Raw genomic sequence first — 24359 nt, forward strand, 5'->3', positions numbered from 1 at the left:
GCCGACATAACATAACGTCGCTCTCGAGCACCGTCCCCGGTAACGGCGACGGTGTTTTTTTTGGCCTACATATCGGGAAAGAAGACAGGCATCGGGTCAAGCGTCGACTTCACGCCGAGATGGACGCGATTCTCTTTCAACCAGGTGTCCGCCGAGGCCACGCCAAGGTCGTGCAAATGCTGAAGGAACGGCATCTCGGCACTGAATTTGGCGGATATGCCATGCGCCGCCAGATGCTCGTTACCGCTGATCAGGTGCAGGAACTTTGCGGCAGGCGTCGCGCCCGCACCGCGCATGTCATCCGTCGCGCTGCCGAGGAATTGCAGCGCACTGACTTCACGGACGAAACTGATGTTGAACGCGATCTCGTTGGCCCGGTTGGCGATGTCGGCCACCGTGCGTGGCATGTCGGGCCGGGCGATGGGATTGTTCTGGATGATCACGACGTCCGTCCCCTCGCCATGCGCCATCAGCGGCGCCAGCGGTGGATTGGCAACATAACTGCCATCCCAGTACATCTCGCCATCGACCTCGACGGCGGCGAATACGGTCGGCAGGCAGGCCGAGGCCAGCAGGCGCTGGACATCCATCTCGTCACGCCGGAACAGCTTGCCCGTGCCGGTGCGCACATTGGTCGCGGCAATGAACAGCTGCAACTCTTCACAGGCGCGTACCCGTTCAAAGTCGACGGTCGCAGCGAGAAAGTGGCGCAGCGGATTGAGCGTCAGCGGTCCTTCCAGCGTCGGACCGGCCATGGCGCCCGCCATTTCCAGCAAGTGGTAGACGGGGGAAAACGCCATCGTGAAATGCGGCGCCATGCGGTCGAGTGGCGTGCGCTGCAGTGGACTCATCGACGCGGCGGCCCCGATCGCGCGCCAAAATTTGTCTAGCGCCTTACGCGCACCTTCGCGGCCGCCGCCACGTGCATAACCATCTGCAACGACCACGGCATTGACCGCGCCGGCACTCGACCCGCTGAGCGCGTCGATCTGCAACCCCGGCTCCTGCAGCAGGCGATCAAGCACCCCCCACCCGTAGGCGCCGTAGCTGCCACCGCCCTGGATGGCAAGACTGATTGTTGTATGGTCGGTCACGATCGGCTCCGTGCGTTGGTCGAACCGTCAGCGTAATCCGAGACCCGATTGTGCGGCGCAGCGCAGGCCTTACCCCATCCACCGCGTCACAAGCGGCACCAGCCAGGGAGCAAGCAGCGCCGTCAATGCACCATTCAGCCCCATCGCCAGCCCGGCAAACGCACCCATTTCGGGGCTCAGCTGAAATGCACGCGCCGTGCCGATCCCGTGCGCGGCCAGGCCCATCGCGAACCCGCGCGCCGCATCCGACCGCACGCGCAGCAGATGAAACAGCCAGGTGGAGAATATCGCGCCAAAGATGCCCGTACCAATCACCAAGGCGGCGGTCAGCGAAGGCAGGCCGCCCAGCCGCTCGGCCACGGCCATCGCGATCGGCGACGTGACCGACTTGGGTGCGAGCGTCGCGATCAGCGCGGGCGTGGCGCCCAGCAGCTGCGCCACCACCACCACCGACACGATGGCTGTCACCGAGCCAGCGAGCAGCGCCGCCGTGAGCGGCAGCCAGTGCTGGCGCAGGCGCGGCAGCTGGCGCACCAGCGGCACGGCCAGCGCCACCGTCGCCGGACCGAGCAGGAAGTGGACGAACTGCGCGCCGGCAAAATACCGCTCGTACGACATGCCGGACAGGCTCAGGATACCCACCACGATGGCAATCGCGATCGCGACCGGATTGGCAATCGGCGCGCCCTTGCACCAGGCGCCGATGCGCTGCGCAGCCAGATAGGCGCACAGCGTCATGGTCAACCCCAGCAAGGGCGATGCGGCCAGGTAGACCCAGAACTGGTGCAAGCCGGCGAAATCAGGCATCGCGATCTTTCGTCGGCTCACCTTTCATGCCGCGCAGCAGCAGGCCCGTGACGGCCAGCGCCAGCAGCGTGCTGACAACAACCGACGCGACGATCGCCAGCCAGTGACCGCTGCCGCTGGCGGCTGCTACCACGATACCCACGCCGGCCGGCACGAATAGCAGCGACAGGTGTGCCAGCAGCGCGTTGGCCGCCTGCTCGACCAGCAACTGCAATTTGGGAAAGACGATCAGGGCAGCCACGAGCAGCAGCATGCCCGCCACGGGGCCGGGCAGCGGCAGGCGCAGCACGAACACGACGCCCTCCCCCAGGCATTGGAACAACAACAGCACCGCAAACGCCGCCAGCATGCTTTCTCCTTGACGCAAGACGGCGGCCAGAGGCCGCCGCAAACACGCAGGATAGCAAATTACGGGTCAGGCGGTGGTGGTTGCCTCGCTGGCGGCGCCCAGGGCGCCGCGCTTGACCTGGTCGCGCTCGATCGACTCGAACAGCGCCTTGAAGTTGCCTTCGCCGAAGCCGTCGTCACCCTTGCGCTGGATGAATTCGAAGAACACCGGGCCCAGCTGCGCCACGCCGAAGATCTGCACCAGCAGGCGCGCCTTGCCGTCCGTGACCGTGCCATCGAGCAGCAGGCCGCGCACCTTGAGCTGCTCGGCGTCTTCGCCATGGCCCGGAATGCGCTCGTCGAGCATCTCGTAATAGGTCTCGGGCGGCGCCGTCATCAACGGCACGCCGGCCGCGCGCAGGCTGTCGACCGTGGCAATCAGATCGTCGCTCAAAAGCGCGATGTGCTGGATGCCTTCGCCGTTGAACTGCATCAGGAATTCCTCGATCTGGCCACCGCCCGCCTTGCCTTCTTCGTTCAGCGGAATGCGGATCATGCCGTCCGGCGCCGTCATTGCCTTCGAGGTCAGACCCGTGTACTCGCCCTTGATGTCGAAGTAGCGGATCTCGCGGAAGTTGAACAGCTTCTCGTAGAAGCCGGCCCAGTACGACATGCGGCCGCGGTACACATTGTGCGTCAGGTGGTCGATGATCTTCAGGCCGTGGCCTTCGGGGTTGCGCGGTGCGCCGTCGATGAACTTGAAGTCGATGTCATAGATCGACTTGCCGATCGTCTCGCCTTCGTCGAAGCGGTCGATCAGGTACAGCGGCGCGCCACCAATGCCGCGGATCGCCGGCAGGCGCAGCTCCATCGGGCCGGTCGGAATCTCGACCGCCTGGGCACCCAGCTCCAGCGCCCTGGCATAGGCCTTGTGCGCATCGCGCACGCGAAACGCCATGCCGCACGCCGACGGGCCGTGCTCGGCCGCGAAGTAGGCGGCGTAGCTTTTCGGCTCGTTGTTGATGATGAAATTGATGCCGCCCTGGCGATACAGCGTGACGTCCTTCGAGCGGTGCACGGCCACCTTGGTAAAGCCCAGCGCCTCGAACACGGGTTCAAGAACGCCCGGGGTTGGCGAAGCGAACTCGACGAACTCGAAGCCCATCAGGCCCATGGGATTGTCAAACAGGTCTGCCATTGTCTCTTCCTTTTATTCGTCCTACGTTGACGGTCATTCCGCGAACACGTCGGCCAGCAAACCGCGCAACCACACATTGCCCGGATCCTGGTTGAAGCGGCGGTGCCAAAAAATATTCGTTTGCAGCGGCGGCAAGTCCAGCGGCGGCGTTGCCCATTCGAGTGCGAACGGCAGGCCGGCCCGTTCGGCCAGTTTTTGCGGCACCGTCACCACCAGGTCGCTCGAACTGACGATGTACGGCACCGCCGTGAAATGCGGTACCCGAAAGCGCGTCGACGGCGCAATCCCGGACCTGGCCAGCACCGCGTTGACCCGGTCATACGGGCTGTCGGCCGCGTCCACCAGCAAGTGCTCGGCCGCGGCGAAGCGCGCCAGCGCCAGTTCACCCTTGCCCAGTGGATGGCCCTTGCGGAACATCGTCACGAACGGCTGGCGAAACAGGTGCCGCTGGTACAGCGCATCGGACACATCCTCGAACGGGCCCACCGCCAGGTCGACCCGCCCGCCTTCCATTTCTTCCTTCAGCGTCGCCGGGCCCACGCGCACCGAGCTGAGCTCCACGTGCGGCGCAAGCTGCCGGCAGCGCTCGATCAGCGTCGGCATGAAGTAGACCTCGCCGACATCGGTCATCGCCAGCACGAAGCGGCGGCTGCTGGTGCCCGGCTCGAACCGGCTGCGCTGGTTCAGCGCCAGCGCCACCTGCGCCATCGCCGCCCCGATCGGTTCAGCCATCTGCGTCGCCAGCGGCGTGGGCTGCATCCCGCTCGCGGTGCGCACAAACAGCTCGTCCCCGAACGCGCGCCGCAGCCGCGCCAGCGCATTGCTCACCGCCGACTGGCTCAGGCCAAGACGGCGGGCGGCGCTGGAAATCTGGCGCTCCCGGTAGACTTCCTGGAACACGGACAGCAAATTCAGGTCGATGGTGCGCGGTTCGATCATGGCGTTCAGTGTCGCTGGCGCATTGTCCACGCGCGATGGCGCTGGAAGCCAGCAGTATTCATGGAATCAATAGTCTACATTTTTCTATTCATCTCGTAAAACTGGGCGGATTATTCTAGAGTGGCGCCATCCACATGCAATCGCACGCCTATATCAGTTTCAGGAGACACAGCATGACCCACCCGTCCGGTTACCTGTCCGGCTTCGGCAACGAATTTGCCACCGAAGCGCTACCCGGCGCCCTGCCTCAGCACCGCAATTCGCCGCAGCAAGTGGCTTACGGGCTGTATGCGGAGCAAATTTCGGGCACCGCGTTCACCGCCCCGCGCAGCCACAACCGGCGCTCGTGGCTGTACCGGATCCGCCCGGCAGCCGTGCATGGCAGCTTCGTGCCGCTGGACGCGCCGCGCCTGGTCAGCCGCTTCGACAATGCCGCGCCGCCGAACCAGTTGCGCTGGAATCCGCTGCCAATGCCGACGGTACCGACCGACTTCATCGATGGCTGGGTGACGATGGCGGGCAATGGCTCGGCCGAGGCGATGACGGGTTGCGCCGTGCACCTGTACGCTGCCAACCAGTCGATGGACGGCCGCTACTTCTACAATGCCGACGCCGAACTGCTGATCGTGCCGCAACTGGGGCGCCTGCGCATCGCCACCGAACTGGGCGTGCTGAACGTCGAGCCGCAGGAAATCGCCGTGATTCCACGCGGCGTGCGCTTCCAGGTGACGCTGCCGGATGGAGAGGCGCGCGGCTATCTGTGCGAGAACTTCGGCGCCCTGCTGCAATTGCCCGACATGGGGCCGATCGGCTCGAACGGCCTGGCCAATCCGCGCGACTTCCTCACGCCGGTGGCGCAGTACCAAGATCTCGAGGGCGATTTCGAGCTGGTCACCAAATTCGGCGGACGGCTCTGGCGCGCACCGATCGGCCATTCGCCGCTGGACGTGGTCGCGTGGCACGGCAACTATGCGCCGTACAAATACGACCTGCGCCATTTCAATGCCATCGGGTCGATCAGCTACGACCATCCCGATCCGTCGATCTTCCTCGTGCTGCAAGCGCCGTCAGACACGCCGGGCGTCGATACGCTCGACTTCGTGATCTTCCCGCCGCGCTGGCTGGTGGCCGAGGACACATTCCGGCCGCCCTGGTTCCACCGCAACGTGGCCAGCGAGTTCATGGGCCTGATTCATGGCGCCTACGATGCCAAGGCGGACGGCTTCGTGCCGGGTGGTTCGAGCGTGCACAACTGCATGAGCGGACACGGGCCGGATGCGGCAACGTTCGACAAGGCCAGCAGCGCGGACACGCGCCAGCCGCACAAGGTGAGCGACACGATGGCGTTCATGTTCGAGACGCGCAATGTGCTGGTGCCCACCGAGCAGGCGCTGGCGTCACCGCAATTGCAGGGCGATTATCAGGCGTGCTGGGCCGGCATCGCCAAGCGCTTTCGCACGACGCCTTGACAAGCGCCCTTGCGCCTGTCAGGGAATGGTCCAGTCCAGGCCGAGCTTACGGACCAGTAACAGCGTCAGGTAGCCCAGCACCGCGAGCAGGACCACGAAGATGAGGACGACCTTGGCCACGCCGATCACCAGCGTGCGGCGGTCCATGCCGTTCTTTTTCTTGCCCTGGTCGTAGTGCCACTTGATGGCGAAGAACATGCCCGTGCCGAGCACGAGCGCTTTGAACGTAAAGAAGACGATCGGGAACCATTCCATTGTTGTGCGTATTTCCAGGCTGTTGCCGGACACGATCGAAGAAATAACGACAGCGCCGGCGGGGAGAGTTTTCAAGCATACTACTTGAAAGCAATTTCCATACATCGAGACAAAATGTCCCAGGCAAGGCCCGTACCAGACCAGGAGGTTCCCGTCTGGTCGCCCCGGTTGACCGCGAATGGCGGCCCCCGTTTTCTGCAGATTGCGGATGCGCTGCAAGCGGCCATCGTGGCAGGAGCGCTGGCGCCGGGTGACCGTCTGCCGCCGCAGCGCCAGTTGGCAGTACAACTGGACATCGACCTCACCACCGTCACGCGCGCCTACGATGAAGCCAGGCGCCGCAACCTGCTGGAGGGGCGTGGCGCGCGCGGCACCTACGTCGCGGCCCCGAAAGTCGCATTGTCGGCGGTGATCGACCTGAGCATGAACACACCGCCGCCGCCCGCGGGGGTGGACGTTGACGACATGCTGAAACAGGGCCTGTCCCAGGTGCTGCTGAGCGCAGACAGTCAACTGTTGATGACCTACCATCTGGGCGGGGGCAGCGACGCCGATCGCCAGGCCGGCGCCACCTGGCTCGAGCCGGTCTGCGGACGGTTGGATCCCGCGCACATCGTGGTCTGCCCGGGCGCGCAGGCCGCCATCGCCGCCGCCATCCTTGCCATGACGGCGCCAGGCGACACGATTCTGGTTGAGCCGATGAGCTACCCCGGCCTGCGCGACGCTGCGACCCATCTGGGCCGGCGCCTCGTTACCGTAGAAGCCGACGAACACGGGATGGTCCCCGAGCGGCTCGAAGAAGCCTGCCGCCGCGACAAGCCCGCGCTCATCTATCTGAATCCCACCCTGCAGAACCCGACTGCCGTCACGATGCCCGAGCGCCGGCGCCTGGCGCTTGCCGGCATCGTGCAGCGCTACGATGTGCGTATTCTCGAAGACGATCCCTACTGGCTGCTGGCGGACGCCCCGCCGCCGCCAATGATGACGCTCGCCCCAAACCACGTGCTGTACGTCTCGACCTTTTCGAAATGCCTGGCGCCCGGTTTGCGTGTCGCGTTCGTGGTCCTGCCCGACGCGGACCAGCGCGCCCGCTTCCTTGCCGCGCTGCGCTCGCTTGCACTGATGGCCACGCCACTGTCGGTCGCGCTTGCCACCCAGTGGATCGTCGACGGGTCGGCCGCCAGGCTTATGCAAGGCATACGCGACGAAGCGCGCCTGCGCCAGCAGATGGCGCGCTCTGCCCTGGCCGGGCAGTACAGCGGCCCTGGCGATGGCCTGCATGGTTGGCTGACGTTGCCGGCCTGCTGGAATGCCGCGCAGTTGGCGGCCGCTGCGGCGACCGAAGGCATCGTGGTCACGCCGGCGGATGCATTCGCCGCAGGGAGCGAGTCAGTCAATGCGATCCGGCTCTCTCTGGGCAACATCAAGGACCGTCAACAGTTACAGGCCGGGCTTCAACGGCTGTCCGATCTGATCGCCCGGCGACCCGCTTCGTTGGGCGCCGGTCTAACTCGCTAGCACTGTTCCCAGGCGAGCTCCGGTTTTGATGCCGGTGCGCGTCTGGAGGTCTGTGCGCGAGCCGCCGACACGGCAGCGTTCGAAACCTGCTTTTGGGGTCGATCCGGTACGCGCGGTGCAGCGCTTGCGGCATCTGTGTCTGCGAGCTGGAAGATGCTGACAACCCGGGCCAATTGCGCAGCCTGCTCCTGCAGTGAGGTGCTCGCAGCCGCCGCCTGCTCGACCAGCGCAGCGTTCTGTTGCGTGACCGCGTCCATTTCGGTGACCGCCTGGTTGATCTGCTCGATGCCGGCATCCTGCTCCTGTCCGGCAGCCGCGATATCGCCCATGATCGTGGTGACGCGCTCGATGCTGCCGACCACTTGCGTCATGGTTGCACCCGCCTTGGACACAAGCTCGTTGCCGATATTGACTTTGTCCAGCGAGTCGCTGATCAGGAGTTTGATTTCCTTGGCCGCTGCAGCCGAACGTTGGGCCAGGTTACGCACTTCGGACGCCACCACGGCAAATCCGCGCCCCTGTTCGCCCGCGCGCGCCGCTTCCACGGCCGCATTCAATGCCAGGATATTGGTCTGGAAGGCGATGCCGTCGATGACGCCGATAATGTCGACGATCTTGTTTGACGTGGCGCTGATCACGCCCATCGTCGTGACGACTTCAGCGACCACCGCGCCGCCCTCGCGGGCAATCTCCGACGCCGATCGTGCCAGCGCATTGGCCTGATGCACATTCTCGCTGTTTTGTTTGACGGTCGAGTTCAACTCTTCCATCGACGATGCGGTTTCCTCCAGCGCGCTGGCCTGCTGTTCCGTCCGCGCAGACAAGTCGTTGTTTCCGACCGAAATTTCCTTGCTGGCCGTGGCAATCTCGTTGGCGCCTGAACGGACCTGACCGACGATGTCCAGCAGATTCGCATTCATGTTCCTCAACGCCGTCAGCAGCGTGCCGATTTCATCGGTACTGGTTTCGTCGATTCGTTGACGCAGGTCGCCGCTGGCCACTGCCTGTGCGAGGGTGAGCGCGCGATTGACAGGCACGGTGATCGAGCGGGTTATCAGCACGGCGACGATCGTCGCAGCAATCAGCGCGCCGGTGGTGAGCGCAACGGCGATCCAGACTGCCGATTGCGTGTCGGCCCGCACCTTCGCGCCTTCGGTTTCCATCAGCGACGCCTGGAAGGCCGACATGGCATCCAGGGCGGCCGAGAATTCTGCCTGTGGTGCCGTGACTTCCTTCAGCAAATACGCACCCGCTTCGGTGGTGTTCCCTTCTCGCAGCAATGCCATCGTCGCTGTCCGTGTCACACCGTATTTCGCACGCGCCTGGCTCAGCGATTCGAACAGGGCCTCGCCTTTCGGCGTATTGATCATGCTTTTCAGTTTGGTCATGAATCCGTCGGTCCTCTGCACGGACTCGGCGATCCTGTCGATGATCGCCGCGATCTGCGCTTTTTCGCCCGCGCCGAGGATGATGGCATTGCGCAAGTCGCGCGCCTGCACATTGATCTCGGTTTCGATGGACTGGGTCAGCACGACCTTGACGTAACGGTCTTCCAGGATGAAGCCGATAGCCTGATTCGACGCGTTGATGCGCGTAATCGTCACCGCGGCCAGTATGATCAGGAAGACCATCAGCAGGCCAAATCCCATCCTCAAACGCGTGGCCAGTTTCCAGTTAGTCAGTCTCACAATATTCCTTCCAAATGAGTTGAGCGATCGTCCGGCGAGTTCGGGCGTGCATGAGGCGACGAGGTTGAACCTGCGTTCTCCAACGGATCAAATTTAATCGCAGTATTTGTTTAAATCAATATTTTTGGAGCAATATTCGTTCGAAGTGATTATTTGTTGTTTTTTCTTTTTATTTGATTGTCAACGTTCGGGCTGGCATTGTTGAGACACCGCGTCGGCGCGCTGCGGCGACATGCGGCAGCCAAGCGGTATTCCACGTTTTTGTCATTTATGCCATGATTCCGCCGTGCGCCATGGTGGCGTACCCGGCCACGGCCCGGTATGCCCGGCCATAGGCCTTCTGCTTGTCATGTCAGATATATTGATCATCCTCGTTCTGATCCTCTTGAACGGGGTGTTCGCGATGAGCGAACTGGCGCTCGTCTCCGCAAAACGCATGCGCCTCGAACGGCGCGCGCAGGAAGGCAGCCGTGGCGCCCGCAGCGCCATCGCACTGGCCGACAACCCGAGTCACTTCCTGTCGACCGTCCAGGTCGGCATCACGCTGATCGGCATCTTTACCGGTGCTTTCGGTGAAGCTTCGCTCGTCACACGCCTGCAGCCGCAGATCGAAATGGTGGGCTTCCTGGCGCCGTACGCCTACGAAATCGCGCTCTTCATCGTGGTGCTGGCCATCACATTCGTGTCGATCGTGCTGGGCGAACTGGTCCCGAAACGCATCGCGATGCGCCATCCCGAGACGATGGCGACGCTGATTGCCCCGCCGCTGTCAGCCCTGTCGCTGATCATGTCGCCGTTCGTCAAGGTGTTGTCGCTGACGACCGAGGCGATCGTGCGCCTGTTCGGCATCCATGACGCCAAGGAAGAAGCGCCGACCGAAGAAGACATCGCCGGCATGTTCAAGGAAGGCACCGACGCCGGTCTGTTCGAAAAGACCGAGTACGACATCGTCTCGCGCGCGCTGCGCCTGGACGACCGGCACCTTAAAGCGTTGATGACGCCGCGCGTCGACCTGATCATGATCGACCTGGATGCCGAACGGCGCGACACGCTCGAACTGATCGCCTGCCACACCTACAGCCGCTTCCCGGTCTACCGTGGCGACCGCGCCCAGATCCTGGGCTTCGTGAAGGTGCGCGACCTGCTGGCCCAGTCGGTACGCCATGGCTCGCTCGAGGCGGTCAATATCGAGCATGCCGTGCAGGACGTACTGTTCGTGCCCGAGACCGTGGGCGCGATGGTGCTGCTCGAGCTGTTCAAGAAAAACCGGGCCGAGCTGGCGCTGATCGTCGACGAATACGGCGACATCCAGGGCATGGTCACGTTGTCGGATGTCATGAGCGCACTGGTGGGCGACGTCACCGTGAACGGCGAAGAGACCGATCCCGACGCCGTGCAGCGCCAAGATGGCAGCTGGCTGCTCGATGGCGGCGTGGATCTCGACCGCTTCCGCGACGTCTTCAACACCACCGAACGGTTCCCGGACGAAGAACTGGGTGCGTACCACACGCTGGCCGGCTTCGTGCTGTACCAGTTCGGGTATATCCCGAAAGCGTCCGAGTCGTTCGACTGGAATGGCTACCGCATCGAAGTGGTCGACATGGACGGCAACCGGATCGACAAGCTGCTGATCGAACAGCTCGCGCTACCAGACCCGGCGCCGGCCGAAGAATGAGCCGGGCGCGCTGAAGCCAATGGATGCCATCCGGCTCGGCCCGCTGTACCTGCCGATCGCTGTCGCTCTGTCATTGGCGGCCGTGCTGGCAGCCACGCTGGTCGCTGAATGGTTCCGGCGCCGGCGCGGCATCGATCCGGGCGGCGCGCTGTGGAACATGATCGTGGCGGGCTTCGTCTCGGCCCGTCTGGTGTTCGTCCTGAAGCACCATGCGATCTACCTGGCCGCGCCGCCCAGCGTGTTCGACATCCGTGATGGCGGCTTTGAATCGGTCGCCGGCCTGATCGCGGCCTGCGTGGTCGGGGCCGAGCTGACGCGCCGCCAGGCAGCGCTGCGGCGGCCCGTGCTGGCCTGCATGCTGGCCGGCTGCGCCGTCTGGTTCGGCGGCACGCTGCTGAACCAGGCATTCACGCCGCCCCATACCCCGCTGCCGGCCGTGATGGTGCGCCAGCTCGACGGCCGGGAAGTCGCGCTGCGCAGCTTCGCCAATCGTCCTGTCGTGCTGAACCTGTGGGCCACCTGGTGCCCGCCCTGCCGGCGCGAAATGCCGGCCTTGCTGGCGGCGCAGGCGCAGCATCCCGACATTGCGTTTGTGCTGGTCAACCAGGGCCAATCCGCTGACACCGTTGCCGCTTACGTCGAGCGCGAGCGTCTGCGCTTGCCAGTACAGTCAGCGACGATCGTGCTGGATCCGGGCAGCCAGGTCGCCGCGCGGCTTGGTGCGGCCGGCATGCCGACGACGCTGTTCTACGATGCGGCAGGCCGTCTGCGCACGCGCCATGTCGGTGAACTCTCGCCGGCGACACTGGCCGACAAGCTGGCCGCGATCCGGCCCTGAGCCACGTATGTGGTACAACATGGGCGCTACCGAGGAACCCATCATGCAACTGAACCCGATCCAGCTGTTCGACGCCGAGTCGTCCACCTTCACGTATATCCTGGCCGCGCCCGGCGCCTTTGACGCGGCGATTATCGACCCGGTCGACCGCCACTTCGACCGCGATCTGGCGCACCTCGAGCGGCTTGGCCTGCGCCTGACACACGTGTTCGAAACGCACGCGCACGCCGATCACGTCACGTCCGCCGGGCGCCTGCGCGCGCACACGGGCGCCAAGGCGTGCGCGCCGGGCGGCTGCGGCATCGCGCCGGCCGAAATCCAGCTGCAGGACGGCGACCGCATCGGGTTCGCTGACGGCGAAGAACTTGCCGTGATCCACACGCCGGGCCACACGGCCGGCAGCATGTGCTACCTGTGGCGCGGCAATCTGTTCAGTGGCGACACGCTGCTGATCGGCGGATGCGGCCGCACCGATTTCCAGGGCGGCAGCGCGGGCGACCTGTACGATAGCGTCACCGGCAAATTGTTCACGCTCGACGGGGCGACGCGGGTCTGGCCCGGCCATGACTACAAGGGCCAGTCGGTTTCGACCATCGGTTGGGAACGCGCGCACAATGCCCGCCTCGCCGGCCGCGAGCGCGCTGACTTCATCGCGCTGATGGCGGCGCTCGACCTGCCACTGCCCGGCCTGATGGATGTTGCCGTGCCGGCCAACCGCAATCTGGGACTGGCGCACGGCGTGTAATTGCCACCAGCGAAAAAAAAGCGCGGCCGAAGCCGCGCTGTTCCAACCGTCACCCGATGAGTGACAGTTCTTGGTTCGGTACTCAGTAACGCCAGGTCTTCTTTTGGGCGACCGGGCGCTTCATGACCTTGGTCTGAAATTGTTTCCACAGCAGGCCCGCCAGGGCCATCATGATCATCTTGCGCATGCTTGTCTCCAGTGAGTGTCGGCGAATTGCCATCACCACCAGCATAGCGTGACAAGCGAAACCGTGGCGCGAGTTTGCCGCGCCCCGCCAATGCAGTAGAATCCCTGTCTTTATAGCAAGATCAAGAAACCGACGATGGACGACGGGCATCACCAACTCAAGCGCGGGCTCAAGAACCGCCACATCCAGCTGATCGCCCTGGGCGGCGCCATCGGCACCGGCCTGTTCCTCGGCATCGCCTCGACCATCCAGATGGCTGGCCCCTCGGTGCTGCTCGGGTATGCAATTGCCGGCGCGGTCGCCTTCCTGATCATGCGCCAGCTGGGCGAGATGATCGTCGATGAACCGGTGGCCGGCTCGTTCAGCCACTTCGCCGACAAGTATTGCGGGCGCCGCGCCGGCTTCGTCTCGGGCTGGAATTACTGGGTCATGTACATCCTCGTCAGCCTCGCGGAACTGACGGCGCTCGGTATCTATATGCAGTACTGGTTTCCGGAGCTGCCAACGTGGGTCTCGGCGCTCGGCTTCTTCGTGCTCGTCAACCTGCTCAGCCTGTTGAACGTGAAGGCCTTTGGCGAACTGGAATTCTGGTTTGCCGTCATCAAGGTGGCGGCCGTGGTCGGCATGATCGTGTTCGGCCTGTACCTGTTGATCGGTGGTGGCGCCGGCCCCGAGGCGGGCGTGTCCAATCTGTGGCGCCATGGCGGCTTTTTCCCCAACGGCGTGGGCGGTCTGGCCATGGCCATGGCGGTGATCATGTTTTCGTTCGGCGGGCTGGAGCTGATCGGCATCACCGCCGCCGAAGCGGACGACCCGTCGCGCACAATTCCGCGCGCGACCAATAACGCGCTGTACCGCATCCTGATCTTCTACATCGGCGCGCTGGCCGTGCTCCTGATGCTGTTCCCGTGGCAGAAAGTCGTCACCGGCGGCAGCCCGTTCGTGCTGATCTTCGCCGCGCTCGACAACGGCTGGGTCGCCAACGTCCTGAACCTGGTCGTGCTGACCGCCGCCCTGTCGGTCTACAACGGCTGCGTGTATGCCAACAGCCGCATGCTGTTCGGCCTGGCCGCGCAAGGCAACGCACCGCGCGCGCTGATGCGTACCAATGCGCGCGGCGTGCCGCTCAATGCACTGGCCGTGTCGGCCGTGGCCACCGGTTCGGCCATCCTGATCAATTACTTTCTGCCGGAAGAGGCGCTGGGCATGGTGATGAGCCTGGCCGTCGCCGCGCTCGTGATCAACTGGGCGATGATTTCGTGGAGCCACCTGCGCTTCCGGCGCAGCAAGGACCACGCGGGCGAAGCCACGCTGTTCCGCAGCCCGTGGTTCCCGCTGTCGAATTACGTGTGCCTGGCGTTCGTTGCCATCCTTCTCGTGATCATGGCGATCACACCAGGGCTGCGCATCTCGGTCGTCCTCATCCCGATCTGGCTGGCGCTGCTGGCCTTCGGGTTCTGGCTGCGCGAGCGGCGCGCCGCTGTGCAGTAAGCAGGGTTTTGCTGTGCTCTCATAGGTGCAGCACGCTTGTTGTGCGGGCGCAGTACGCGTTTCGGATGTCCGGGTCTGTGGCGAAAGCGGTATTTACAGCGCGCAGAAAAACGGTACAGTGATTGGCTGTTCTACTCTGTAGTTCCATTGCCAAAGGACTGCCATGAACCAGCCTTTCAAGACGCGCTACGTCACGTTTCTCGCCGCAGTTTTGCTGCTCGCTTCGTTGGCAGCCGCCGCCCAGGACGAGGCAGGCTTCTACGCCAGCGCTCACGGGGGCGTCCCCGTCGCGCCATCCACAAGCTTCTCAGAGTTTCGCCCTGTCGGTCCTGGTGTAGGGGGCACCGCCAAATTTGGTGGCGGTCTTGGCTTCGGTGCTGCCGTGGGCCGTCGCTTCGGCAACGGTTGGGCCGTCGAGCTGGCGTGGGACGAGCGCGGCAACTACCTCAGGCGCGTCGGTGGCGTCTCAGTCGATGGCAATATCTTTTCCGAACTCGTCCTGTTGAACGGCTATTACCGGTTCCCGGCCAGAGGCGCGCTATGTCCATTCATCGGCGCTGGCCTGGGCTACGTGGTCGGCCTGGATATTGACGTTGACCGCAACGGGTCGGAGCAGGAGTATTCGCGCAAAGGCGGCGTGGCGGTACAAGCCATCGTGGGCGCCGAGTACATCCTCGCGCCCCGCTGGCGCCTGAGCGGCGATGCGCGCTGGACGAGCGTCGACAGTGGCACGTTCAAGGCCTCTGATGCTGGCAATGTGTTAATCGGCAAGCCGAAATATCGACCTGCGTCGCTCAATGTCGGCGTCACCTATCTGTTCTAAGCGACCCGAGGCAAGTCCAGCCGCGTTTCAGCGGCCTTGCTGTATAGCATTCAAGCACCTCCTTCCCACGTCAGCAGGTGGGCGCACCAGGGCCTGGGGTTCTGGCTGCGGCAGCGTCACGCCGGTGGCCGGTCCCCGATAAGCACCAGCAGGTCGGTCACGCCGATGTCGGCGCCGGCCTGCGTCAGCAAGGTGCTGGCCTGGCCACGGTGATGGGTCTGGTGATTGAAGAAGTGCAGCAGCAAGCTGCCGAATGGCTTGCAGAACGAAGCGCCACGCGTGTTGCGGTAAGCCAGCACGTGGGCCAGATCGGCTGCCATTACCTCGGCCGCCAGCGCCATGATGATCCCGTCGATCAGCTCGCGCTGCACGCGCAGCAGCGGCAGGCTGTCCCCGTACGACTGGCGCAAGTCGACCGGGATCGCCGCGCCGCGCAGCGTCGCGAGCGCGCGAAAGATCGTCGCATGGCCAGCAAAGCGTGACAGCCAGATGCTGTCGGCGGCGACCAGGTGGTTCAGCGTTCCCAGCAATGATCCAAAGAACGCGCGCCGGTCGGCAACGATTGCCTCATGCGGCAGGGTCGCGGCCGCGTCGTACAGCTGGCGGTTCATCGTCGCGTTGTAGCGTGCCAGCAGAAGGATGTCGTCACAGGTCGGCATGATGCCTCCGGTCATGGGGGAAGCTCGATTCTCTCACCCGCGCATCTTTCCTTCGAAAATTAAATTGCTGCATCGCGTTGCCCGCGCTGTCTGGCCGCAAACACAGCATGACGCTGCACAAGCTCGCCGATTCGTCTGCGCATGCCGCTCCCGTATGGTGCATAGCAATATGAAAATAGTTCGCTGCAGTTGACGTAAACGTCAACCAGCACGCTATGATCTTCGTGCTGCACACCACCTCACAAGGGAAAGCACATATATGAGCCAGAGCAATCCTCTGTCGCTGCACGTACCGGAGCCTACCGGCCGTCCGGGCTGCAAGACCGATTTCACGTACCTCCAGTTGACCCCAGCCGGCGCTGTCCGGCGCCCGCCTATCGATGTGGCCCCGCTCGAGACGAGCGACATGGCCCAGCAACTCATCCGCGTGCTCGACGAGCACGGCAACGCCGTCGGCCCGTGGGCCGAAGCGCCCGACCGCGACCTGCTGCGCTTTGGCCTGCGCACGATGATGAAGACCCGAATTTTCGATGCACGCATGGTCATCGCCCAGCGCCAGAAGAAAATGTCGTTCTACATGATCAGCCTTGGCGAAGAAGCGATCGGCACCGCGCACGCGCTCGCGTTGCAGGACGGCGACATGAATTTCCCGACCTACCGCCAGCAAAGCCTGTTGATGGCGCGTGAAGTGCCGCTGGTCGACATGATCTGCCAGCTGCTGTCGAACGAGCGAGATCCCCTCAAGGGCCGCCAGTTGCCGGTGATGTATTCGGTGCGCAGCGCCGGCTTCTTCACGATCTCGGGCAACCTCGCGACGCAGTACCCGCAAGCGGTCGGCTGGGCCATGGCCTCGGCGATCAAGGGCGACACCAAGATCGCGTCGGCCTGGATCGGCGACGGCGCCACTGCCGAATCCGACTTCTCCACCGCCCTCACCTTTGCCCATGTGTACCGCGCGCCGGTCATCCTCAACGTCGTCAACAACCAGTGGGCGATCTCGAGTTTCCAGGCGATTGCCGGTGGCGAGAGCGTGACCTTCGCCACGCGTGGCGTGGGCAGTGGCATCGCGTCGCTGCGCGTCGATGGCAATGATTTTCTGGCCGTGCTGGCCGCCTCGCGCTGGGCCGCCGAACGCGCGCGCAGCAACCTGGGCCCGACGCTGATCGAATGGGTCACCTACCGCGCCGGCCCGCACTCGACGTCGGACGATCCGGCACGTTACCGCCCGGCTGACGATTACGCCCGCTTCCCGCTGGGCGACCCGATTGCCCGCCTGCGCCAGTACCTGACCAACCTGGGCTGGTGGTCGGACGAAGAGCACGACGCGACGCACACGGCGCTCGAAGCCGAGATTCTGGCCGCGCAAAAAGAAGCGGAAAGTTTCGGCATCCTGGGCGACGAGCGCGCACCGAGCGCCGCGACGATGTTCGAGGACGTTTATAAAGACATGCCGGAGCACTTGCGCCGTCAGCGTCAACAGCTGGGGGTATGAGCATGGCACGCGACGATTTACCAAAAGATGCGGCCACCGTGCCGATGACCATGATCCAGGCGCTGCGCTCGGCCATGGACGTGATGATGGAACGCGACGACAACGTCGTGGTGTATGGCCAGGACGTCGGCTACTTCGGCGGCGTGTTCCGTGTTACCGATGGCTTGCAGGCCAAATACGGCAAATCGCGCGCGTTCGACGCGCCGATTTCCGAAGGCGGCATCGTCGGCACCGCGGTCGGCATGGCCGCCTACGGCCTGCGCCCCGTGGTCGAGATCCAGTTTGCCGATTATTTCTATCCGGCGACCGACCAGATCGTGTCCGAAGCGGCGCGCCTGCGCTACCGCTCGGCCGGCGAATTCACGGCCTCGATGGTGATCCGCATGCCTTGCGGCGGCGGCATCTATGGCGGCCAGACCCACAGCCAGAGCCCGGAAGCATTCTTCACCCACGTCTGCGGCCTGCGCACCGTGATGCCGTCGAATCCGTACGACGCCAAGGGCCTGCTCATTGCGTCGATCGAGAACGACGATCCGGTGATCTTCCTGGAACCCAAGCGCCTGTACAACGGCCCGTTCGACGGCCACCACGACCGGCCGGTCGTGCCATGGTCGGGCCACCCGAAAGGCGACGTTCCGACCGGCTACTACACGGTGGAGCTGGACAAGGCGGCCATCGTCCGCCCTGGCAACGACGTCACCGTCATCGCCTACGGCACCATGGTCTGGGTGGCTGAAGCGGCGGCGCGTGAATCGGGCGTCGATGCCGAAGTGATCGACCTGCGCAGCATCTGGCCGCTGGACCTGGACACGCTCGTCAAGTCGGTGCAAAAGACAGGCCGCTGCGTCATCGTGCACGAGGCCACGCAGACGAGCGGCTTCGGCGCCGAACTGGCCGCGCTCATTCAGGAGCACTGTTTCTACCAGCTGGAAGCGCCGATCGGGCGCGTGGCCGGCTGGGACACCCCGTATCCGCATGCGCAGGAATGGGCTTACTTTCCAGGGCCCGACCGTGTCGGCGCGGCCCTGAAACGCGTGATGGAGGGTTGATCATGGGGATTCATGTCATCAAGATGCCGGACCTGGGCGAAGGCATCGCCGAAGTGGAAGTCGTCGCCTGGCACGTGCAGCCGGGCGACACGGTGCGCGAAGACCAGGTGCTGGCCGACGTCATGACCGACAAGGCGACGGTGGAGATCCCATCGCCTGTTGCGGGCACGATCACGAGCCTGGGCGGCGCGATCGGCCAGTCACTGGCCGTGGGCGCGGAACTGATTCGCCTCGAAGTTGCCGGCGCCGGCAACATCAGCGCCGACAAGGCACGCAAGGAACCGGTGCAATCGGGCGCCGCGACGGCGCCAGCCGAAGAAGTCGCTGAGCCGCAGCTCGAGGCCGTGGCGGCGCATGCCGCAGAAACATCAGCGCCGGCCGCTGCACCAGCCAAGCCGGCACCCGCTCCGGCAGCCAAGCCTGCGCCAGCCAGGGCCGGGTCCGGGTCCGGAGCCGGTGCACCATTGCGCGCCGATGGCGAAAAACCGCTGGCCCCGCCGGCCGTGCGCCAGCGCGCGTGGGACCTCGGCGTCGAGCTGCAGTTCGTGCTCGGCAGCGGGCCTGCGGGCCGAATCACGCACGCCGACCTCGATGCGCACGTGGCCGGACGCCGCGGCGCCGCGGCCAATGGCGCGATGGACGAGCGCTATGCCGAGCAGCACGGCGAGCACGCCACGCAGATCATCGGTCTGCGCCGCAAGATCGCCGAGAAGATGCAGGAAGCCAAGCGCAACATCCCGCACTTCACCTACGTCGAAGAAGTCGACGTGACCGAACTCGAAGCGCTGCGCCTGCAACTCAATGCCCGTTACGGGCAAGAGCGCGGCAAGCTCACGCTGCTGCCGCTCCTGATGCGCGCCGTCGTGCTGGCGCTGCGCAGCTATCCGATGATGAGCGCGCGCTACGACGACGAGGCCAACACCCTGACGACCTACGACGCGGCCCACATCGGCATCGCGGCGCAGACCGAATCGGGCCTGATGGTGCCGGTCGTGCGTCACGCCGAGTCGCGCGACCCATGGTCGAGCGCCGCCGAGATCGCGCGCCTGGCCGAAGCCGCGCGCAGCGGCAAGGCCACGCGTGACGAGCTGACCGGCTCGACGATCACGATCACGAGCCTGGGCGCGCTGGGCGGCATCGTCACGACGCCTGTCATCAACCGGCCCGAAGTCGCCATCGTCGGCGTGAACCGCATCGTCGACCGTCCCGTCATCCGTGACGGCGCGATGGTGGCGCGCAAGATGATGAACCTGTCATCGTCGTTCGACCACCGCGTCATCGACGGTATGGTGGCCGCCCAGTTCGTGCAGTCGATCCGGGGCTACCTCGAATTTCCTGCCACCCTGTTCGTGGAGTAAGCGATGGAGACAATCAACACGACACTCCTGATCATCGGCGGCGGTCCGGCCGGCTATGTGGCGGGCATCCGCGCCGGCCAGCTGGGCATCCCCACCGTCCTCGTCGAAGGCGCGCAGCCGGGCGGCACCTGCCTGAACATCGGCTGCATTCCATCGAAGGCGCTGATCCACGCGGCCGACGAGTACGCCAAGACCGTGCATTACGCGGCGCAAACCTCGCCACTCGGGATCAGGGTCGACGCGCCCAGCATCGATCTCGAAAAAACGGTGGCCTGGAAGGACGGCATTGTCAAACGCCTGACCGGCGGCGTCGGCGCCCTGCTCAAGAAACAGGGCGTACGCGTGGTCCGCGGCTGGGCCCGCGTCCTCGACGGCAAGACCGTCGAAGTGCAGCCGCACGAAGGCAGCGGGCAGGAACCGGTGCGCATCCGCTGCGAACACCTGCTGCTGGCCAGCGGCTCGCATGCGGTCGAATTGCCGTTCATGCCGTTCGGCGGCCCGGTGATTTCGTCGACCGAGGCGCTGTCACTAAGCGAGGTGCCGCGCCGCATGGTGGTGGTTGGCGCCGGTTACATCGGACTGGAACTGGGTACGGCGTTTCGCAAGCTGGGCAGCCAGGTCACGGTCGTCGAGGCGGCCGAGCGCATCCTGCCGGCCTACGATGCAGACCTCGTCAAACCGGTCGCCAGTTCGCTCGAGCGGCTTGGTGTCGAGGTCCGCCTGGCCACGTCAGTCCTGGGCATGGAGGGCGAGCGGGTCAAGGTGCGCGACGCGTCCGGCGTGGAAGCCTATCTCGAGGCTGACCGCGTGCTGGTGGCCGTGGGCCGCAAGCCGGCAACCACCGGCTGGGGCCTCGAACACCTGATGCTCGACATGAACGGGCGCGCCGTGAAAGTCGACGAGCAATGCCGCACGTCGATGCGCAATGTCTGGGCGATTGGCGACCTGACCGGGGAGCCGATGCTGGCGCACCGCGCGATGGCGCAGGGCGAGATGGTGGCAGAGATCATCGCCGGCAAGCGGCGCTGGTTCCATCCGGCGGCGATTCCGGCCGTGTGCTACACGGATCCCGAGATCGTCGTGGCCGGCATGTCCCCTGGCGAAGCGGCAGCGGCCGGCATCGACGCCATCAGCGCGAGCTTCCCGTTCAGCGCCAACGGGCGGGCGATGACGATCGAGAGCACCGACGGTTTTGTGCGCGTCGTCGCGCGCAAGGACAATCACCTGATCCTGGGCTGGCAGGCGGTGGGCGTCGGCGTGGCGGAACTGGCGGCGGGTTTCACGCAGTCGATCGAGCTGGGCGCGCAACTGGAAGACGTGGCACGCACGATCCACGCCCATCCAACCCTCGGTGAAGCGGTGCAGGAAGCAGCTCTACGCGCGTTGGGCCACGCACTGCATATCTGAAGCAGGTGCCGTCCCTCACCGGGACGGCGCGACGCGACGCGACGCGCTGACGATGCCTGGCCGGCGAGGCCGGCACTCCTGGCGCTGGCCGCTGAGCCCGGGTTCAGTCCACCACGGGCGCAGCAGCGGGACGCCGGTTGACCAGCACGGTGCCAAGGCGCAGCGCCGTGGCCACCGCCTGGTCGATCGGCGGCTGATAACCACAGGCGATCCAGCGCATTGCTATATGGATCACGCCACCGACGACCCCTGCCTGCAGTAATTCGTCGTCCAGCGCTTCCGGCGCCAGCAGATGGGCCACTGCCTTGCCGATCTGGCGCAGCGAATCGTCGAAGGTACGGTCCACGGCAATGCTGACGCCACGTATTTCCACGAGGAAGACGCGGGCCGAGCGCGGCTCAGTCTGCAGCAAAGAGAAATAAGCGTAGAGCATGGCTCGCGCGCGTGCAACCTTGCCGCCGCGTGTCGCATCGCCCGCATGCAGAATTTGTTTCAATACGGAATCGGTCACGAAATTGTAGCAATCGATCAAGAGCGCTTCACTGTTCGCGAACGATTCGTAGAAGTACCGTTCGGTAAGACCAGCGGCGTCGCAAACAGCCTTGACGGTCGCATTATGATAGCCGCGCTCGCCATATACGCTGATCGCGCCCGCAATCAGTCGGCTGCGTCGATCGGCGCGACGTTGCTCCGGCGTCTGTCCGCGATAGGAGCGGGTGTTGGATAGCTCTTGAGTCATTGCAACATTCTGACACATTATCACTAATAATGATGACAATCGGTTATGTCAGTACCGTGGCAGTCCAGGCTTGCATCGGTGTCGGCACACGCGCAGCTTATCAAACAAGGGCCTTGGTGGCGTTGCCATGACAGTGAAACGACGTTTCGGTCGGCTCTACAGCCGCTGCCGGCGGTGATGTGCGGTGAATGATGAACGGACGTTCCAGCGGCGTGAGTTGGCAGGTTGCCATGTACTCTGCTGGAAGAAGGTTGTCGATAAACCAATCGTACGCTGGTGACAGCGACAGATTGAAAAGCAGCAGGCTCAATGCGCCAGGTGGCGCATTGAGCCTGCTGACTAGTTACTTCGTCTCGTTACCGGTACCGGCTGCCGACTGGCTGCCCTGGTTACGATTGGCATCGGTCTTACCCTGGAAGCCTTCATCGCCCTGCTCTTCGCTCGACCCGCCGGCCAGCAAATCGTCGGTACGACCGGCCTGCCCGTTTGCCTGCATCGCATCCATACCGGCCTTTTTATCGTCCGGGTCGGTTGCCGACTGCTTGCCGCCACTGCCGGCGACGTCGCCGGTGGAACCGGCGCCCATCGTCGCCACGCTCGTCGTGCCGGTGGTGAGCTGGTCCCAGTTGCGGCCCTTGATGTCCTGATCCTTGTTGTCGTTATCGATTGGCATGCTGCGCTCCTGATGAGGTTAAGTGCAACCATCTTAATCCCGTCATCGCCTGCCGCAATAGGCGCGTGCGCCCGTCCCTTGTAGGACTGGGAGCGCACGGGATGCATCATCCGCGAGCGATGGCAATCAGCACCACTACCGAGTTGCATATTTGCCTCAAAGCAACATTTTCATCGTTCCGGACGCTATACTCCCGGTGAACCGCATGCACGGCGCCGCCCGTATCGATGCGGCTGCAGCATCGTGCTGTCCGCAGCGCCGTCGTACCGCGCTGCACTACCCCACCGTCAGGACCATCCCCATGAAGAATCTCACCATCGGCGCCCGCCTCGCGCTGGGCTTTGCCATCGTGCTCGTGCTGCTCGCCGCACTGAGCGCGACCGCGCTCACGCGCATGGATCAGGCCGGCAGCAAGACGCACCGGCTCGTCAACACCAGCATGAAAAACCAGCGCAACATCGCCGAATGGCGCCGCAACATCGAGGTCAACACGACCATCAACGAGACCGTGTACCACGCGCCCGACGCGGGCATCCTGGACGAGATTGCCCCAAGGCGTGCTGCCATTACCGCACGTTCGAACGTGCTGCAGCAGGAAATCGACGCCGCACTTGCCAACCCGGGCGTACGCGAACAGTTCAAGGCCGTCCAGCAGGAGCGGATCGCCTACATGGCCGCGCGCGACGCGCTGTTCGACGCCAAGCGCAGCGGCGACCGCGCCCAGGTTGAGCAGATCTACCGCGATCGCATGCTGCCCCGGACGCGTTCGTACCTGGCAGTGGTCGGCAAGTTCGCCGACATGCAGAGCGCGGCCACCAGCGTCATCGCCACCACGATTCTCGATTCGTACGCCAATACCCGAATCGTCCTGTTTACGTTGTCCGGGGCTGCGCTGCTGCTGGGCGGCGCCTGCGCCTGGTTCATCACCCGCTCGATCACGCTGCCGCTGCGCAGCGCGGTCGCAGTGGCCGAGCGCGTTGCTGCCGGCGACCTGACCAGCCGCATCGAAAGAGACCGGCGCGACGAAGTCGGCCAATTAATGGATGCGCTGGGCCGCATGAACACGAATCTGGCGGGCATCGTCGGCCAGGTGCGCGACGGCACGGCGACCATCGCGCAGGTGTCGGGCGAGATCGCCAGCGGCAACCAGGACTTGTCGGCACGCACCGAGCAGCAAGCGGGTTCGCTCGAAGAAACGGCCGCCTCGATGGAAGAATTAACCTCGACCGTGCGGCAGAATACCGAACATGCCCATCGCGCCAACAGTCTGGCGGCCACCGCCGCCGGCGTGGCCGGCGAAGGTGGGCGCATGGTGGCCGACGTGGTCGGCACCATGGGCCGCATCGACGCGTCGTCGCAGCGCATCGTGGACATCATCGGCGTGATCGATGGCATCGCGTTTCAGACCAACATCCTGGCCCTTAATGCCGCGGTCGAAGCGGCCCGCGCCGGCGAGCAGGGCCGTGGCTTTGCGGTCGTTGCCGGCGAGGTGCGCACACTGGCCCATCGATCGGCTGCCGCGGCGAAGGAAATCAAGGGCCTGATCGATCATTCGGTGACCCAGGTACGCGAAGGCACGCGCCAGGTGGATCTGGCCGGCACGACCATGCAGCAGATCGTGCGCAGCATCGACGAGGTCACGCTGATCATGAACGAGATCACGGCTGCCAGCGAGGAGCAGACGGCCGGCATCGAGCAGGTCAACACCGCCATCGTCGAGATGGACCGCGTCACCCAGCAGAACGCCGCGCTGGTCGAAGAAGCGGCAGCGGCCGCCGACGCAATGCGCGAACAGGCCGGGCAGCTCCACGCCGTGGTGGCTACCTTCCGCCTCGATGCAGGCGCAGCACGGGGCACGCGCCTGGCGCGGCCGGTATCCCGCATCGCCTTGGCAGCCTGAGCCGCTGCTAGAATGCCCGCCTGACGCG

At 64.6% G+C, this 24359-nt stretch carries 23 protein-coding genes; 12 read left to right on the forward strand and 11 right to left on the reverse strand.

All coding sequences use genetic code 11. The features are described 5' to 3' along the window. Positions 1-65: 65 nt before the first annotated feature. The 5 genes from AC56LH_RS08305 to AC56LH_RS08325 all read right to left on the reverse strand — a co-directional run bounded on the left by AC56LH_RS08305 (position 66) and on the right by AC56LH_RS08325 (position 4365). Positions 66-1094: a patatin-like phospholipase family protein gene (locus tag AC56LH_RS08305; protein WP_499645505.1), complete on the reverse strand. Its 1029-nt coding sequence runs from the start codon at positions 1092-1094 to the stop codon at positions 66-68. Positions 1095-1163: 69 nt separating this feature from the next. Beyond that, on the reverse strand, positions 1164-1901 hold the full coding sequence (locus tag AC56LH_RS08310; RefSeq protein WP_499645506.1) for an LrgB family protein: 738 nt from the start codon (positions 1899-1901) through the stop codon (positions 1164-1166). Further along, positions 1894-2250: a CidA/LrgA family protein gene (locus AC56LH_RS08315; RefSeq protein WP_499645507.1), complete on the reverse strand. Its 357-nt coding sequence runs from the start codon at positions 2248-2250 to the stop codon at positions 1894-1896. Before AC56LH_RS08315 ends, AC56LH_RS08310 begins: the two co-directional genes overlap by 8 nt. Before the next feature lie 66 nt (positions 2251-2316). Beyond that, positions 2317-3426 carry a 4-hydroxyphenylpyruvate dioxygenase gene (gene hppD / locus AC56LH_RS08320; RefSeq protein WP_499645508.1) on the reverse strand — a complete coding sequence of 370 codons (1110 nt, stop codon included), beginning with the start codon at positions 3424-3426 and terminating at the stop codon, positions 2317-2319. 33 nt (positions 3427-3459) lie between these two features. Beyond that, positions 3460-4365, reverse strand: a complete 906-nt coding sequence (locus tag AC56LH_RS08325) for a LysR family transcriptional regulator (protein WP_499645509.1) — start codon at positions 4363-4365, stop codon at positions 3460-3462. Positions 4366-4538: 173 nt separating this feature from the next. On the opposite strand from AC56LH_RS08325, the gene hmgA reads away from it, so the two are divergent. Beyond that, on the forward strand, positions 4539-5834 hold the full coding sequence (hmgA, locus tag AC56LH_RS08330) for a homogentisate 1,2-dioxygenase (RefSeq protein WP_499645510.1): 1296 nt from the start codon (positions 4539-4541) through the stop codon (positions 5832-5834). An 18-nt stretch (positions 5835-5852) separates the two neighbouring features. On the opposite strand, the gene AC56LH_RS08335 is transcribed toward hmgA, so the two are convergent. After that, complete coding sequence (locus AC56LH_RS08335) at positions 5853-6164, reverse strand: hypothetical protein (RefSeq protein ID WP_499645511.1); 312 nt, start codon at positions 6162-6164, stop codon at positions 5853-5855. 39 nt (positions 6165-6203) lie between these two features. Between AC56LH_RS08335 and AC56LH_RS08340 the strand changes: the two genes are divergently transcribed. Continuing rightward, on the forward strand, positions 6204-7607 hold the full coding sequence (locus tag AC56LH_RS08340) for an aminotransferase-like domain-containing protein (RefSeq protein ID WP_499645512.1): 1404 nt from the start codon (positions 6204-6206) through the stop codon (positions 7605-7607). Here the strand turns inward: AC56LH_RS08340 and AC56LH_RS08345 are convergent. Further along, entirely contained in the window at positions 7604-9295 is a 1692-nt protein-coding gene (locus tag AC56LH_RS08345; RefSeq protein WP_499645513.1) for a methyl-accepting chemotaxis protein, read from the reverse strand. The two genes, AC56LH_RS08340 and AC56LH_RS08345, sit on opposite strands and share 4 nt — an antisense overlap. Before the next feature lie 349 nt (positions 9296-9644). On the opposite strand from AC56LH_RS08345, the gene AC56LH_RS08350 reads away from it, so the two are divergent. The 5 genes from AC56LH_RS08350 to AC56LH_RS08370 all read left to right on the forward strand — a co-directional run bounded on the left by AC56LH_RS08350 (position 9645) and on the right by AC56LH_RS08370 (position 15054). Next, complete coding sequence (locus AC56LH_RS08350; protein ID WP_499645514.1) at positions 9645-10970, forward strand: hemolysin family protein; 1326 nt, start codon at positions 9645-9647, stop codon at positions 10968-10970. Positions 10971-10989: 19 nt separating this feature from the next. Next, positions 10990-11808: a TlpA family protein disulfide reductase gene (locus AC56LH_RS08355; protein WP_499645515.1), complete on the forward strand. Its 819-nt coding sequence runs from the start codon at positions 10990-10992 to the stop codon at positions 11806-11808. 43 nt (positions 11809-11851) lie between these two features. Next, positions 11852-12553, forward strand: coding sequence for an MBL fold metallo-hydrolase (locus AC56LH_RS08360; protein WP_499645516.1), 702 nt, complete (start codon positions 11852-11854; stop codon positions 12551-12553). 322 nt (positions 12554-12875) lie between these two features. Further along, positions 12876-14231, forward strand: coding sequence for an amino acid permease (locus AC56LH_RS08365; RefSeq protein ID WP_499645517.1), 1356 nt, complete (start codon positions 12876-12878; stop codon positions 14229-14231). A 163-nt stretch (positions 14232-14394) separates the two neighbouring features. Next, on the forward strand, positions 14395-15054 hold the full coding sequence (locus AC56LH_RS08370) for an outer membrane beta-barrel protein (RefSeq protein ID WP_499645518.1): 660 nt from the start codon (positions 14395-14397) through the stop codon (positions 15052-15054). A gap of 116 nt (positions 15055-15170) precedes the next feature. Here the strand turns inward: AC56LH_RS08370 and AC56LH_RS08375 are convergent, their stop codons facing one another. Beyond that, positions 15171-15728: a DinB family protein gene (locus tag AC56LH_RS08375; protein ID WP_499645519.1), complete on the reverse strand. Its 558-nt coding sequence runs from the start codon at positions 15726-15728 to the stop codon at positions 15171-15173. A gap of 244 nt (positions 15729-15972) precedes the next feature. Between AC56LH_RS08375 and AC56LH_RS08380 the strand changes: the two genes are divergently transcribed. From AC56LH_RS08380 to lpdA, 4 genes are read left to right on the forward strand one after another with little or no spacing between them, the layout of a single operon-like run. Next, on the forward strand, positions 15973-17205 hold the full coding sequence (locus tag AC56LH_RS08380; RefSeq protein WP_332532000.1) for a 3-methyl-2-oxobutanoate dehydrogenase (2-methylpropanoyl-transferring) subunit alpha: 1233 nt from the start codon (positions 15973-15975) through the stop codon (positions 17203-17205). A 2-nt stretch (positions 17206-17207) separates the two neighbouring features. Beyond that, positions 17208-18254 carry an alpha-ketoacid dehydrogenase subunit beta gene (locus AC56LH_RS08385; protein WP_229424618.1) on the forward strand — a complete coding sequence of 349 codons (1047 nt, stop codon included), beginning with the start codon at positions 17208-17210 and terminating at the stop codon, positions 18252-18254. A 2-nt stretch (positions 18255-18256) separates the two neighbouring features. Next, positions 18257-19612: a dihydrolipoamide acetyltransferase family protein gene (locus AC56LH_RS08390; RefSeq protein WP_499645520.1), complete on the forward strand. Its 1356-nt coding sequence runs from the start codon at positions 18257-18259 to the stop codon at positions 19610-19612. A gap of 3 nt (positions 19613-19615) precedes the next feature. Then, positions 19616-21019, forward strand: a complete 1404-nt coding sequence (gene lpdA, locus AC56LH_RS08395) for a dihydrolipoyl dehydrogenase (protein ID WP_499645521.1) — start codon at positions 19616-19618, stop codon at positions 21017-21019. A 103-nt stretch (positions 21020-21122) separates the two neighbouring features. Here lpdA and AC56LH_RS08400 read toward each other — a convergent pair whose 3' ends face one another. The 3 genes from AC56LH_RS08400 to AC56LH_RS08410 all read right to left on the reverse strand — a co-directional run bounded on the left by AC56LH_RS08400 (position 21123) and on the right by AC56LH_RS08410 (position 22431). Further along, positions 21123-21758 carry a TetR/AcrR family transcriptional regulator gene (locus AC56LH_RS08400; protein ID WP_499645522.1) on the reverse strand — a complete coding sequence of 212 codons (636 nt, stop codon included), beginning with the start codon at positions 21756-21758 and terminating at the stop codon, positions 21123-21125. Between the two features lie 100 nt (positions 21759-21858). After that, positions 21859-22068 carry a hypothetical protein gene (locus AC56LH_RS08405; protein ID WP_499645523.1) on the reverse strand — a complete coding sequence of 70 codons (210 nt, stop codon included), beginning with the start codon at positions 22066-22068 and terminating at the stop codon, positions 21859-21861. A gap of 33 nt (positions 22069-22101) precedes the next feature. Further along, on the reverse strand, positions 22102-22431 hold the full coding sequence (locus tag AC56LH_RS08410) for a hypothetical protein (RefSeq protein WP_499645524.1): 330 nt from the start codon (positions 22429-22431) through the stop codon (positions 22102-22104). Positions 22432-22732: 301 nt separating this feature from the next. Here AC56LH_RS08410 and AC56LH_RS08415 point away from each other — a divergent pair, with 301 nt between their 5' ends. Continuing rightward, entirely contained in the window at positions 22733-24331 is a 1599-nt protein-coding gene (locus AC56LH_RS08415; RefSeq protein ID WP_499645525.1) for a methyl-accepting chemotaxis protein, read from the forward strand. The last annotated feature ends 28 nt before the right edge of the window (positions 24332-24359 follow it).

The organism is Telluria sp. LT1R51-2 (genome assembly GCF_059685775.1).